We start from the raw sequence: 13866 nt of genomic DNA, 5'->3' as shown, positions 1-13866 counted from the left end.
TATATGGGCGAGCGTTACGAATCGAAGTTTGGCATTGCCAATCCGTTTGTGGTTTGGTTGGAGGAAATCTGGTTAATCGTGAGAAAAGCAGTTGAGCTAATAGAATTTGAAGCGATGAAGAAAATTCTGCACGAAATGTCGAAAAACTTGGTCGAGCATTTGCGTGGTTTTCCTGACCTTTTCATGTGGGATGATATTGCTGGAGAATATTGTTTTGTTGAAGTAAAATCACCAACTGATAATTTATCGAACCAACAGTTGTCTTGGCTACAATATTTTCAAGAAATTGGGGTAAATGCCAAGGTTTTGAGGGTTTATTGGAAGGAAAACGATATCATTGAAGTAGAAAAGGAGTAACCATCGACATAGGAAAAAAACGCAAATGATAAAAAATCACTTGCGTTTCTTAAATTATAGTTCACAATAATTGTTGTTTTGGAATTCAACAGTTTTATACTTTTTGGGGTACGATATAATCTCAATAGCAATTGTTAGTAATTTTAAAAAAACTTTGATGGCAAGAAAACAGGTATGTAGTGCTCGGCTAAATCTACTGTTTGTTTCTGTTTAATCAACTGTACTTTCTTAGCTGCTCTTTTCTTGGTTTTAAATGTCCCAAAACCTTTAAAGGTAACTTTATTTCCGTTGGTTATTTCCTGCTTTATTACATCAAATAGTGTATCGGTAATTGCAGAAACTTCGTTTAAGTTTAATTTGCTTTTACGACTAATTTCTTGGTTTAGGTCTGCTTTTGTCATGGGTTGTTTATTATATTTTCAGCAATTGTTGATAGACATTACAGAGTTTCAGTGTTTTTTTGTTTTTTTGTATCCATAACTGATACGTCTTATAAATCAAAATTAAGCCTACCTAATTGCTATCACAAGTAAAAAAAATGAGAGTTTATTAAATGCCCTGTTTTGTAGATGAAAGTCTATAAATCGTAAATAAAAATATCGACCGTTACAACCTACTTTTGCAATGAAAATAAATACCTTGATTATTGATGATAATTTAGATTGGCAAAAGATTATCAGTAAGCTCGTACAACTCAATCCATTACTTAATTTAGTCGGCGTGTGTGATTCGGCAATGCAAGCTTATGCGAAGTTAGTTGAGGGAGATATAGACTTACTAATCTGTGATATTGAAATGCCCGATATGTCGGGACTTCAATTAGTGAAGAGTCTTCGTTCGGCTCCATTAGTTATTTTTGTAACCGCTCATCGAGATTATGCCTTGGACTGTTACGAAGTTTCACCCGTTGATTTTCTTTTAAAGCCCATCGACCTCGAACGTTTCCTACAAAGCATCGAAAAAGTTAGATTAAAGTATACAAATCAGCCAGATAACTTAGAAGTAGAGCCTTATTTCTTTGTTAGAGAAAATTTGAATTATGTTCAGATACTTTATAAAGATGTACTGTATATGAAAGCACAAGAGAATTTTCTGCTGATAGTGACCACCACACAAAATTACCTGCCGATACTTTCTATTACGAAGATGGAAGAACAACTCAAAGGCGACAAGTTTTTGCGAGTACATCGCTCATTTATCGTCAATCGTTCGGCCATTAGTGTTATCGGTAAAAATGATATTTTACTGTCAAACGGGCAATCTATTCCGATTGGGGAGCAATACCGAACGCAAATCAATCGTAAACACATTGAAGGAAATTTAGTTAGTAGGAATACCTAATCTATGCAAAATACCTTTTATTACCTTCGATGCCAAACATTATTTAAGCTGTGCATGCTGTTTAGTTTTCTGGCTAAAACAACATTATATGCACAAGATGTAGCTTCGCTTAAAGAAGAATTGAAATCGGCAAAAGCCGACTCGGTTAAGTGTAGGCTTTTGTATAGTTTAGGAAATGCTTACGAGCGTACACATACTGATTCTTCTTTTATTTTTTTTACTCAATCTTTAGACATCGCGAATCGTACTAATAATAAAAGGTACATAGCACGCACCATGTATAAGATGGGATACATGAATATGTATTATATAAAAGATGAAACCAAGGCATTAGAGTGGTTTAATAGAAGTATTTCAGTGGCCAAACTCATCAACGATTACTATTCCATGACGAGATGCTATCAAATCATGGGAATAATTTCCCTTCATCAAGGTATTGGAAGCCCAACCGAGCTTCTTTTTAAAGCCATAGAATTCGCCAAAAAAGATAGCGACTGGCGAAGCCTGAACGATGGTTATGCAATTCTTAGTAATTATTTCAACACCGTTCACAAATACGACGAAGCCCGAAAGTTTGCGGAATTGGCCATGCAAGTAAGCGAAAAGCATGATATAGATGAATGGTTTGATGATGCCTTGGAATACTGTGAGTTTTTGCTGATGCAAGGTAAAAAAGAACAAATCATGGTATATGCAAGAAAACTTGAAGCTGCAAAACCAAAATTAAAAAAAACGAAAGGAGAATTTGTTTACCTCAATAATATCGGACGATTAGCTAAATTTCAAAAAAGATACGATGAGGCTGAAAAGTTTTTTTTAGAGAGTTTGAATAATGAGAGAAAAAGTAGCAAAGTAGATACCTTTCATCTGTATTTTATCTTTAAAAATTTAGAGAGTTTATACGTAGAGCAAAATTCATATAAAAAAGCCTATGAAACGGGCAAAAAACTGACAGAAGTTTTGCTTTGGCTGAAAGAGAAGCGTCAGACACAGAACAGCAGATTAGAAATGACCAAGCTAAAAGCAAATTTTGATTTGGAAAAAAAAGAAGTAGAGATTCAACTTTTGGAAACCAAACAAAAACAGCAGCGAGTATTACTAATCGTTATCGCCGTTACGGCATTGGTGCTTATTTCGCTTATGATTTTTTTACAGCGAAACAGACGTAAGATTCAGGAACAAAAAGATGCCTTGAGCGATTTGAACACAACAAAAGATAAACTTTTTGCCATACTATCGCATGATTTGCGTTCGCCCGTGGCCAGTCTGAAAAACTACATGATGCTTATCAATTGGGGGGCATTGACTCAGAATGAATTTGCAGAATCAACCAGTCGCCTAAATACACAACTGAGTAACGTCGGGAATATTTTAGATAATGTTTTGAATTGGTCGATTTCGCAAATGGAAGGAATAAAACCAAAGCCCGAAAAAATCAATGTATCTGAGATTATCGAAGAAAAAATATCAATGCTACAATTCGTTCAAGAAGCTAAGCAAATCAGTATTTCGAACCACGTATCCCCGATTACGGAGGTGACATTTGATAAAAATCATTTCCGTATTATTATTAGAAATTTACTGCAAAATGCCTTGAAATTTACGAATACTGGCGGAAATATTAGTTTTGATTTGACCAAAGAAGCTGATAGCGTAAGTCTCTCAATTACTGATGATGGAGTTGGAATAGCCCAAGAAAATTTAGCAACGATTTTCAAATTAGGTAAAAACAATACTACTTTAGGAACTTCCAATGAGTCAGGAACGGGGTTGGGGCTGGCATTAGTAAAAGAATTAGTAGAACTAAACTCAGGAAAAATAAGTGTAAAGAGCGAACTCGGCAAAGGCACCACATTCATGATAAGGTGTTTAATCAACTAAAACGCTACAATTCTATGCGTTCGGAAATTTTACAAATATCATACGCAACTTTCTGAATATTCATAAATTGTTCGATAATAAGCATATAAACTTCGTCGGTTTCTTCCGATGCTTCACCGTGAATTTTTGAAAGTTGAATATTTTCTTTTACAACAAAATCGCTTCTTTCTATAATTTTAATTGCTTCCTTTATCAGTATTTCAGTGTTTTGGGTAATGCCTCTGAGTTTTTCAAAATTTGGGAGTGTTTCAAAATGCTCTCTCGAATACAAAGCCAACGTAGCCACATACGAAGAAAGCAAATGATTGAGTATCGAAAATTTATGTACTTCCTTGATACTCAGTTGTTTATTCTTTGGCTCAGAGAACATCCGTTGCAGCCCAGAAGCTAAATTGGCACTTCGCACAAAAACTTCTTTACGAACAATCTTATAAGGCACACGCTGGTATTTTTCACCAAAGTACATCTGCGAAACCTGATGATAATAAGCCAAATTAGCTTCGAGCATTTCGATGAGTGTATTTTTAAGTTTTTTATGCTCCCAATGTGGTAGCAAAACATAACTACCCACAAACGCAAGCCCACCACCAATTGCTGTATCATAAACTCGCTCTATGAGCAAGGCCCGGCTTCCCATGCCGAGAAATTCGAATAAAATCAAGATAAATGGTGTCATGAAAACTACGCTCACGAGATAGGTTTTTCGTTGAAAGCTGTAAGTTCCGAGCATACAAATCAATAAAATACCGAAAAGCCAGTATTTATCCGTTACGTAATTTAAGATAAACATCCCGATTAAAGCTCCACCGATTGTACCAAAAAGCCTATCCAGATTTCGTTCTTTTGTGAGGCTGTAGGCGGGTTTCATAATCACCATGATGGTCAGTAAAATCCAATTGCTGTGCAAAAGCTGCGTTGATTGGGCAATGATAAAACCCACGAGCATCATTCCTGACACCCGAAGGGCGTGTCGGAAGTTTTCTGATTTCAGATTAAGATTATCTAAAAACGTATCTAAATCATATACTTGGCTGGTGGTAAAGGCGGTGGTCTGAACATCGTTTCTTTGTAGTTTTTTCTGCTCTTTTGCCTTAAAATAGCCATTTATCTTCTTGATTCGATTAAAGATATTCTCAATATTGACCTCAATATTTTTTAAAGATTGCATCCCAATTGCTGAGATTGTATCATCCGTTGTATCAATGGCATCAACTTTTGTTTTTAGGGTTTGTAGTTTGCGTGGTAAAAGCAAATTGATTTGTGGTTTACTGCCATCTTTCAAAGACTCGCTAATTTCGTCGATTTGCTCAGATAAAAGATTGAGTGTCTGCTCAAAATCAATCAAGATACCCGTATGGTCAAACTGTTTGTGGAGTTTTTGGTAATTATAAAAAGTAGACATGATTTGCTCATACAAATCTACCATATCCACAAAGATAACCAGTAAAAGTCTGCCTTCTTGCGAGTTTTCCTGCACAATTTTAGGGTTTTTGAAGAGTTGTTCTCTTACGGCATCCAGTTTTTCGTTGACCGTTATTTGGGCCTCAATGAGTTTTTTATAGTTTTCATCATAATCCATCCCTTCTTTATAAAATTCTGCCTTTATACGCATAAACATAGCCACTTCAGAGATAGACTCGGCCAGCGATAGTCTGGCAAGTCGATAAGGCATAATTTGATAGATTGATAGACTTAGCAAAGCATACCAAGCACCACCCATAAAAATATAGAGTGAATAAAATAAGATTTCGTTGATTGGACGTACATCATCAATACCAATAATCATCACTAATAATGCCGCTACCCCCATAGAAGCTGCTCGTGGGCCATAAACATAAAGCATTGAGCATAAGAAACTTAGGGCTACAACAAATGCTCCGAGTGTATAGACCGAAAACCCAACGAGGCTTGTAAGAAGTGAGATGAGTGTTACTAAACCTATGGTTAGAAACATACCATTTCGACGATGGGTAATTGGTCCGGGAGCATCGGCTATACTTGCACAAACTGCACCTAAAGAAAACGTTATGCCGATTTGGAGTAAGTCAAATTGGGCAAGAATTAAACTTGGTAGCACAACGCCAAAGGTTATCCGAAGACCATCACCAAAATACTGGCTTAGAACAAAGCCTTTGACTTCGTTGGGAATTTTTTTTGGTGAAATATTGATTTCCATGCTAAAAATTGGGTGTTGTTTTTCTATTCGATTAATAATTGAGCCAATCAGGCTGCTGAAATTATTAAATCCAATCAAACAAAAACGCTTAAATTGCGAATAAAACTGCAAAATAATGGCAGAAAACCGCAAAAAGAACAAATAAATGCCAAATAAAGTGATTATACGGAATCTTTTGATTTTGATAAAAAATCGTACCAATCAGATATAAAATTCCGCCCGTGGCTAATAAATAAATTGATTTACTGGGCATTAAGTTCCAAAAACTTGAACCTAAAAAAAACACTAAACAGCCAATAAAAATATAAATCAGTGTAGAAAGTAATCGGAATTGGCCAGTAAAAAAGATTTTCTTTACGACACCAAAGCCAATCAAAGTCCATTGAATACCAAGAAACCACTGAGCAGTTTGGGTCGGGGTATATAGAATCACAAACGGAATGTAAGTGCCACCAATAAGAAAGAAAATGCTGATATGGTCGAAGATTCTGAGGGTTTTCTTGACAAGTGGATTAGCAAAAGCATGATAGAGGGTAGAAAAAGTAAACATCAGCAAAATGGTAAAGCAATAAAATGCCACACCGAAAGTTAGCGTCGGATTTTGGGTTTCGATGGTCGAAGCAATCAAAACAGGAGAAGCTATAAGCGTCAGTAAAATGCCAAAGCCGTGCGAAAGTGCATTGGCCATTTCGGTTTTTATTTCTGATGGAGTATTCATAAATCGTATCAATTCTTTTAATAATTACTTCCAGCACCACCACCACCAAAATCACCTTTGCCAAAATCAGTTTTACCGGGATGCTGGGGCTGTTGCATGGCATGATTGACAATAAATGCTTCTAAGTTTTTATATTCGTTGGTGCCAGTTGCTTCTGAGGTTAGTCCCATTTTGGGAGTTTTTAGTGCACGAATGGCCCAGATGCAGAGTCCAACCAAGAAGAGACCAGCCACAGTCAAAGCCCATTCGAGTGGCAAAACCGAAAAGTATTGTCGATAAGTAAAAATAGAGAAAGCCGTTGCCCCAATACCAACCAGCAAAAATTTGCGGTTATGCTTTCGCAGTCCATAAATGACATAAAAAAGCGGAATAATGGTGCTGAATATATAAAACAATGGGGCAAAGTCAATCTGAATAGATTTTTCTAAATTATTTAAAAAAGCATTTCCTTCTCTGACTATCAGATAGTTACCGCCAAAATAGAATGTAGCCAAAGCTAAAATTTCGGTAATATCCTGCGGCTCAGAGTAGTAATGATTGCTCTCTTTTTTCTTCCAAAGTTTCATTAAAAAGAATGAAATGGCGGAAACAAGCATAATTACGAAAGGAATGATAACCTTGCCGATTGGGTATTGAGTAACCAAAAGAAACCAAAAAGCAATCCAAGTAAGATAGGCCACGAAGGATACGATTGGGTCGGCATATCGAAATATAGCAGGAATAAGTATCAAGAGGGCAATGATGCAGTAAATCCAACTTGGTAAATCGAAATCGGTAAATCCGATAATGGCACTAAAAGTAGCACTGAGTAGGGCATACAATAAAGCATTATCTACCCCCGAGCGATAAAAGTTGTTTTTTTTGATGAAATATTCAAGGAAATAGAGAAAAACGAAAGCATAAATCAGACTTATGAGTGCAAATCCATAACGTGATTCTGACAAAAACTCAAACAGAAAGAGCGAAACAAACCCTAAACCCGCCGATGCCACAATACATGTAAATAGAAATAATCCTATTTTTATAAAGGCATTTGATTGATGGAAACCCACAGGAAAAGCTTGGTAAGCAGCTTGTTTTTGCTCATCGGTTATTAGTTTTCTGAAAAAATAATCATCAATCTTTTCTCGATTATTGATGTTTTCAACCCACGTTTCGTTATATGCTCTTTTCATTTTTTTAGCCCTACAATTTCTTTGATTTTAATTAAAAACAGTACAACTCCAGCCCCCGAAAGCATAAAATAAAGCATATACATAAACGGGTCGAGGTTATTGGGGAGGATTTCGAATATCACATAAGTAAAACCGATATATCCATAAATTACGCCCATCAGTAGAAACAAATAAGAGTGTTTAATACGGGCATATTTTATACTCAGATAGGCCAAAATAGCAATAATAGAACCATATATTAATTTAAATTCCAGTGCAAAAAGCCCTGATAAAGCCGCAATAAAAGTCAGATTACCACCGAATACAAAGTAGGTAAAACTAAAGTGCTTCTTTAAATTTTTTTGAATGGAAACCCAGCCAACAGTTATCAAAAACAACCCCAATAAAATAGCCGTGATGACCATATCTTGACTATTAAAATCGTTGTTTTTGAGCAAGCGAAGTGGCGTAATACTTATTCCAATCCAAGATGCTAATGCAGTAATGGCCATCGATAAAACCCCTCGGTGGTCGAAGTAATAAGCACAGAAAAAGAATAAAACAGCAGGTAAGAATGCCGCAAGGCCGTAGCGAGTGCCAAAAAAGCTATATTGATATTGTAAGTATCCTTCGAGTGTCAGAAATGCCAAACACCCACCCAAAAGAGCAAAGTCGTCAAGGTTGGTTGTTTCTTCTAACTCTTCCCACGAAAAAGGTTTTCTATGACTAAAGGCATAATAAAAACACCCAACACAAACTAATCCAACGAGCCCAATCAGAATGTTGTGACCGATGGTATCAATGTTTTCGTAGATAACAAAACCCAAACCTGTACTCAAAAGCATGATTCCGAGATAAAGCAGTAATCTTAATTCCCAGTGAATAGAAAAAGATTGATTTGAGTCCGAAGTTTTTATTTGAGCGGCTTGGGCGTCAGAAATAATATTTTTTTCGGTGAGGGTTTCGAGTAAAGATTGTCTTGGCATTGACTTTTGCAACTTTTTTGATAAAAGTAGTGAATGTTTTCCATTTGCAAAATGCCAACTGCTTTTATTGCTCTAATTTGTCTGTAGTGAAATAGCGTTTAATAAGTTGATTGATGAAGTGATTTGCAATACTCAACCGTAACTCGCTTTAGCAGAGAGTGTTACGATTGAGTATTGCAAAATCGAGTATTATTTGCAAAAAATTAAATATCTTCAATTCTAAACAAATGGAAAGGTAGAATATTTGGGTCAAGCTCTACGTAGTTTGTGTCGCCTTTCCAGATATATGTTGCTCCCGAAATCAAATCGTGTACCCGATAACTTTCCCACTCGTTTTTGCCGATTTTCCAAAGTGGAATCTTCACAAAACCGCCTTGGCGATTATAGCCATCAAGGCTCGTTACGCAAAGAATTCTATTTCCATCACTGGCAGTTTTTAGATAGGCCAGTAGCTGCTCGTTGGCAATTTCACAAAAATCAATATTATTTGTGCTATGGAAAGCCGTATTTTCCTTACGAATACGATTCACCTGCGAAATCACATACGTTAGTTTATTGCGGTGCTCCCAATTCCACCATTTTATTTCGTACTTCTCCGAAAACGCATATTCTTCTTTGCCTGGGTAAGGTGCATGATACATATACTCATACGTTGGGCCAAAGATTCCGTAATTCCCAACGAGCGTAGCCGCCATAAAATAACGAATCAAAAACAATGGCTCATGGCCAGTTTGGAGCATATAAGGGTCAATATCGTGCGTGTTTGGCCAGAAGTTTGGTCGGAAATAATGCCTCATTTCGCCCTTCGTTAGCTCAGTCATATACTCGATGAGTTCGGCTTTTGAAGTTCGCCACACATAATAAGTATATGATTGTGTGTAGCCCAATTTGGCTAATTGTTGCATTACTTTTGGCTTCGTAAACGCCTCGGCCAAGAAAATCATATCAGGATAATCTTTCTTTACTTCTGCAATTACCCATTCCCAAAAGCAAAATGATTTTGTGTGTGGGTTATCCACTCGAATGATACGAACGCCCCATTCGGCCCAAGTCATAATTACTGATTTGAGTTCTTGCCACAAGTTTTTCCAATCTTCGGTTTCGAAATTTACTGGATAAATATCTTGGTATTTTTTCGGAGGATTTTCAGCATACTTAATTGTTCCATCGGGTAAAATCTTAAACCAATCGGGATGGTCTTTTACCCACGGGTGGTCGGGCGAGCATTGGATTGCCAAATCCATTGCTATTTCCATGTCATATTTCTTACATTCTTCTACCAAATGCTTGAAATCAGCCAGATTTCCGAGTTCTGAATGAATAGCAGTGTGTCCACCTTCTTCCGAACCGATTCCGTACGGTACACCCGCATCGCCATCTTCGGCATTGACAGTATTGTTTTTTCCTTTGCGGTGAGTTTTTCCGATTGGGTGAATTGGCGGAAGATAAAGCACATCAAAACCCATTTCGGCAATACGTGGTAAAAGTGCTTCTACATCTTTAAACGTACCGTGTTTACCAACTTCACGAGCGGCCGAGCGTGGAAACATTGAATACCAGGCCGAGAATCCAGCTTTTTCACGGTCAACGTAAAGTTTTAATTCTTGATAACGAAATGCCGACTGACGCTCGGGGTATTTTGTTAGCCATTCGTGCATTTGGTCGCTCATTGCAATCTGAATCGCCTCATTGTATCTGCTTTCATTGCCCATTGCTTTGGCTGCTTCTTGAATCGCCTTTTTATCATCGCCTTTGGCCAATTTTGCCATGCCATTCAAGAATAATTCTCCCTGCATCATTTCTACTTTCAGATGCTGCCCGTCACGTACTTTGAGGTCAACTTCGTGTTGCCAGCTGGCAATGTGGTCAACCCAAGCCTCGACTGTATAAGTGTAGAAACCTTGTTTGGCAGCCGTAAATCTACCTACCCAGCGGTCGTTGCCCATGCCGGACATAACCACTTCGCTCCAGTTTTTATCAGATTCGTGTTTGTAGAGTAGTCGAGCAGCCACATTATCGTGTCCATCTATCAGTATGTCGGCTTCAACCGTAATAGTTTCATTGATAATTGCTTTAGTGGCAAATCGTCCGCCATCGATTTCGGGCGTTACACGCTCCACAATAGCACGGCTCTGTCCATCTGCAGGGAAAGGAAAGTGATTTTTCATAAATCCAAAGTAGCTAAACCAATGATTTTAAGAGATTTTGCCCTAAATCATCAGTGGTAATTATTCATCAATAAGGTTAAAGAAATATTTCTCAAATTTCTTTTTTTTTCTGCTAAGAAACAAGTTTAGCATGAAGTTTGCTCCCATTTATTCAAATACAAATAAAAAATACTATGAAAAAAGTTCTGTTATCTGCGATTATTACAGTTAGTAGCTTGAGTTTTTCTTTAGCACATAATTATAATGGAAATGATATAACAATCACTCCTAAGGATAATTCTGATAAAATTATAATTATTTCAAAGACATCAAACGAGGAGTCTAACAAAATTGAGGCTGGAAAAGCTCGTGTACTGGTGCAAGAAATTGAAAACGATGAGTTAGGGCAAGAATTGACCTCAAATACAAAAGAGGTTGAAGTTGCAAGTACAAAATTCAACGATGATAATTTCAAATATGTAAAAGAAAAACGCGACCTAGTTGGCTATGCTCTCCAGCTAGCATCTTTTTCAGATTTGGCATTGGCCAAAGAATATGCTCTTAAAATTGCCCAAAAAGGCGATGCCGAAAAACGTCAGTTATTTATTTATACAGTCAATAATCCAGATAGAACTTTTTACAAAGTTTATTTTGGTTTGCTTAAAACCGATGATTCGGCTCGCGAAAAACAAAGAACGTTTTTGTCGTTAGGTTATTCTCCTTTCGTTAAAGAATTCAAGTAAGTTTTGGTTTGAAAAAAACATCATAAAAAAAACTCACGGATTTTAATTCGTGAGTTTTTTTTTATTCAATAAATTGAATTGGCACGCTATTTGACACCGCTTAAATAGAAAGGAAAACAAGATCAGAATCATTCAAAAACACTTATTCCATAAAATACAATGACTATGAAAGCACGATTATTTTATTTACTTGGAGCTGTACTAACAACTTTTACTATTAAAAGTCAAGCTCAGGAAGTTACTGCCAGTTTAGCTGATGACCTTGCAATCGGTAAGTCGTCGCCAGCGGTAAAAGAGGAAACAACCTCGATGTCTTTCAATAAGAAAGTAAAATTAACCAATACCGAAAATGGTAAATCGGTTGTTGTAAGAATCAACGATCGTTTGAAGTCAGGCGAAAATAATACAATGGCAAATATTTCTAAAAATGCCATGGATGAAATAGGGGCGAAATCGGGAAAAGCCAAAGTAAAAGTACAAGAAATTCAAGGAGAAGACGAAGTTGAGCGTTTTTGGGCCACAGCTGATGCCTCTACTAATAATACAGTAAATGCAGCACCGGCCATAAAAAAAACTGTGAAAGAAAAAGAATTGGAGGTTGAAACAACTCGATTAGAAGGTTTTGATATCAATCATGTATATGATTTGAATGGAAAAATGAAGGATTTATCGGGATTTGGTCTGCAAATAGCAGCATTCGGACAGCTAAAAGCAGCCAAAGAATTTGCTAATAAACTAGCTAAAAATGGTGAGGCTGAGATCGATAAAATATTTATTCAAGTGAGCAAATCGGCCGATAAACCAATGGTTTACCGTGTAGTTTATGGGTTGTTTAATGATAAAGCTAATGCCGAAGATACTCAAAAGAAAATGGAGAATCTGGGCTATAACTCATTTGTGAAAGGGTTCTAACCTAAATTTGTCAGGAAAGACGAATTTCACAATATCTTCTTTTGTTGATGAAAATTAATAATTGAAGATCAAAAGCCATCGATCGAAAGATAAATGGCTGACTCCCCTCGAAAGTGGGGAGTTTTTTTGTTTTTATGCAATCTTTTCTCTTACTATTTCGTCTTTAATAATAGATTTGTCAATAAACTTTCTCAGATGCATTTTTTTGTTGTATTTACCATTTTGTTAATGTGCGAGCAAGAGCTTTTTTCGCAAGATTCGATGCCCGCTCAACCCGTTGTGTGCTATTTGTCCGAACAAAATAGTTTTACTGAAATCCCTGCTCAAGAGTTTGTTTCGGCCAGCGGTCGATTGGCTGCCACATCGAATATTGAAGTGACGTACATTGATTTTCCCGAGCAAGTAAAAACACCATTTGAATTTGCAGTTTCGATTTGGGAAAAATACCTAATTTCCTCACAAACAATACGAATAAAAGCTACTTGGTCAAAAACAATGTCGAACACTGTCCTGGCCGAAACAGGAGCAACTCGAATTTATAGAAGTAGTGGCAATATTCCGAATCTACCTTACACAAATGTTTGGTACCCGACACCTTTGGCTGAGGCTCTATCTGGCCGAGAACTCAATTCGGGCGACTTTGATGTGAATGTAACGCTCAATGCAAACGTAAATTGGTATTATGGTACTGATGCTAAAGCACAAGCTGGAAAATATGATTTAATCACGGTATTACTCCACGAAATTGCACATGGTTTAGGTTTTTCTTCATCAATGACTATTATTAACAATGATACCCAAGGACAATATGGTCAGTCTGGTAGTGCTTATATTTTTGATATTTTCATGCAAGATTCCCAGAAAGTAAAACTTACTAATACTGGTATTTATGGAAATCCTTCGGCAAATTTAAAAACGTCTCTGACGAGCAATGCCCTGTATTTTGGCCTGAAAAATCCTACATTTGCAAATACCTTACCTCGACTTTACGCTCCTTCACCTTTTAAAAGTGGTTCTAGTTTTTCGCATTTTGATGAAAGTACTTACACCATAGGTACGGCAAATTCATTGATGTCTCCGAATGTTCGAGCCGCCGAAGTCAATCATAATCCTGGTACTTTATTGCTCAACTGTTTAAACGAAATCGGATGGCAAATCAATGGTTTAAATGGATATGTTGTAACCAGTACAGAAAATATTCCCGAGCAAACTTTTGAGGTGTTAGTCTTCCCTAATCCTGTCGAAGATAGAATAAATGTAGCTTTTCCTTTACAAAGCCAACCACGAGCAATCAAAATCGAGCTAATGGATAGTCAAGGTAAAAACTTACAAAGTATTGAAAAACAAGGTGTTATAGTTGAAACCATCCCGATGGATGTGAGTATACTTAACGAAGGGATTTATTTTTTGAGGGTTTTAGATGGCCAGAAAGTCTCGGTCAAGAAAATAGT

At 36.8% G+C, this 13866-nt stretch carries 12 protein-coding genes; 6 read left to right on the top strand and 6 right to left on the bottom strand.

All coding sequences use genetic code 11. From position 1 onward, the window contains the following. Positions 1 to 357, top strand: a 357-nt coding sequence (locus ACOVO2_RS24615; protein ID WP_421772522.1) for a VRR-NUC domain-containing protein, incomplete at its 5' end; no start/stop codon positions are given. Between the two features lie 143 nt (positions 358 to 500). On the opposite strand, the gene ACOVO2_RS24610 is transcribed toward ACOVO2_RS24615, so the two are convergent. After that, a complete protein-coding gene (locus tag ACOVO2_RS24610; RefSeq protein WP_421772521.1) occupies positions 501 to 758 on the bottom strand; it encodes an HU family DNA-binding protein in 258 nt (85 codons plus the stop codon). 223 nt (positions 759 to 981) lie between these two features. Between ACOVO2_RS24610 and ACOVO2_RS24605 the strand changes: the two genes are divergently transcribed. Next, positions 982 to 1698, top strand: a complete 717-nt coding sequence (locus tag ACOVO2_RS24605; RefSeq protein WP_421772520.1) for a LytR/AlgR family response regulator transcription factor — start codon at positions 982 to 984, stop codon at positions 1696 to 1698. A gap of 54 nt (positions 1699 to 1752) precedes the next feature. Then, the gene (locus ACOVO2_RS24600) at positions 1753 to 3579 is read left to right on the top strand and encodes an ATP-binding protein (protein WP_421772519.1); all 1827 of its coding nucleotides are present in this window, start codon (positions 1753 to 1755) and stop codon (positions 3577 to 3579) included. A 4-nt stretch (positions 3580 to 3583) separates the two neighbouring features. Here the strand turns inward: ACOVO2_RS24600 and ACOVO2_RS24595 are convergent, their stop codons facing one another. The 5 genes from ACOVO2_RS24595 to ACOVO2_RS24575 all read right to left on the bottom strand — a co-directional run bounded on the left by ACOVO2_RS24595 (position 3584) and on the right by ACOVO2_RS24575 (position 10781). Then, on the bottom strand, positions 3584 to 5755 hold the full coding sequence (locus tag ACOVO2_RS24595; RefSeq protein ID WP_421772518.1) for an FUSC family membrane protein: 2172 nt from the start codon (positions 5753 to 5755) through the stop codon (positions 3584 to 3586). Between the two features lie 88 nt (positions 5756 to 5843). Then, a complete protein-coding gene (gene trhA, locus ACOVO2_RS24590) occupies positions 5844 to 6473 on the bottom strand; it encodes a PAQR family membrane homeostasis protein TrhA (RefSeq protein WP_421772517.1) in 630 nt (209 codons plus the stop codon). A 17-nt stretch (positions 6474 to 6490) separates the two neighbouring features. Continuing rightward, positions 6491 to 7648 carry a hypothetical protein gene (locus ACOVO2_RS24585; RefSeq protein WP_421772516.1) on the bottom strand — a complete coding sequence of 386 codons (1158 nt, stop codon included), beginning with the start codon at positions 7646 to 7648 and terminating at the stop codon, positions 6491 to 6493. Further along, positions 7645 to 8613: a DUF2157 domain-containing protein gene (locus tag ACOVO2_RS24580; RefSeq protein ID WP_421772515.1), complete on the bottom strand. Its 969-nt coding sequence runs from the start codon at positions 8611 to 8613 to the stop codon at positions 7645 to 7647. The genes ACOVO2_RS24585 and ACOVO2_RS24580 overlap by 4 nt, the downstream gene beginning before the upstream one ends. A 203-nt stretch (positions 8614 to 8816) precedes the next feature. Continuing rightward, positions 8817 to 10781: an alpha-1,4-glucan--maltose-1-phosphate maltosyltransferase gene (locus tag ACOVO2_RS24575; protein WP_421772514.1), complete on the bottom strand. Its 1965-nt coding sequence runs from the start codon at positions 10779 to 10781 to the stop codon at positions 8817 to 8819. A 173-nt stretch (positions 10782 to 10954) separates the two neighbouring features. On the opposite strand from ACOVO2_RS24575, the gene ACOVO2_RS24570 reads away from it, so the two are divergent. The 3 genes from ACOVO2_RS24570 to ACOVO2_RS24560 form a co-directional block, all read left to right on the top strand. Further along, positions 10955 to 11503 carry an SPOR domain-containing protein gene (locus tag ACOVO2_RS24570; protein ID WP_421772513.1) on the top strand — a complete coding sequence of 183 codons (549 nt, stop codon included), beginning with the start codon at positions 10955 to 10957 and terminating at the stop codon, positions 11501 to 11503. A gap of 165 nt (positions 11504 to 11668) precedes the next feature. Next, complete coding sequence (locus ACOVO2_RS24565; protein WP_421772512.1) at positions 11669 to 12415, top strand: SPOR domain-containing protein; 747 nt, start codon at positions 11669 to 11671, stop codon at positions 12413 to 12415. A 228-nt stretch (positions 12416 to 12643) separates the two neighbouring features. Then, the coding region (locus ACOVO2_RS24560; protein WP_421772511.1) for a T9SS type A sorting domain-containing protein at positions 12644 to 13866 on the top strand (1223 nt) is incomplete at its 3' end.

The organism is Emticicia sp., from assembly GCF_049241225.1.
Taxonomy (GTDB): Bacteria; Bacteroidota; Bacteroidia; order Cytophagales; family Spirosomataceae; genus Emticicia.
Note: the sequence above shows the minus strand (reverse complement) of the source record. Positions and strands in the feature narration are given on the sequence as shown.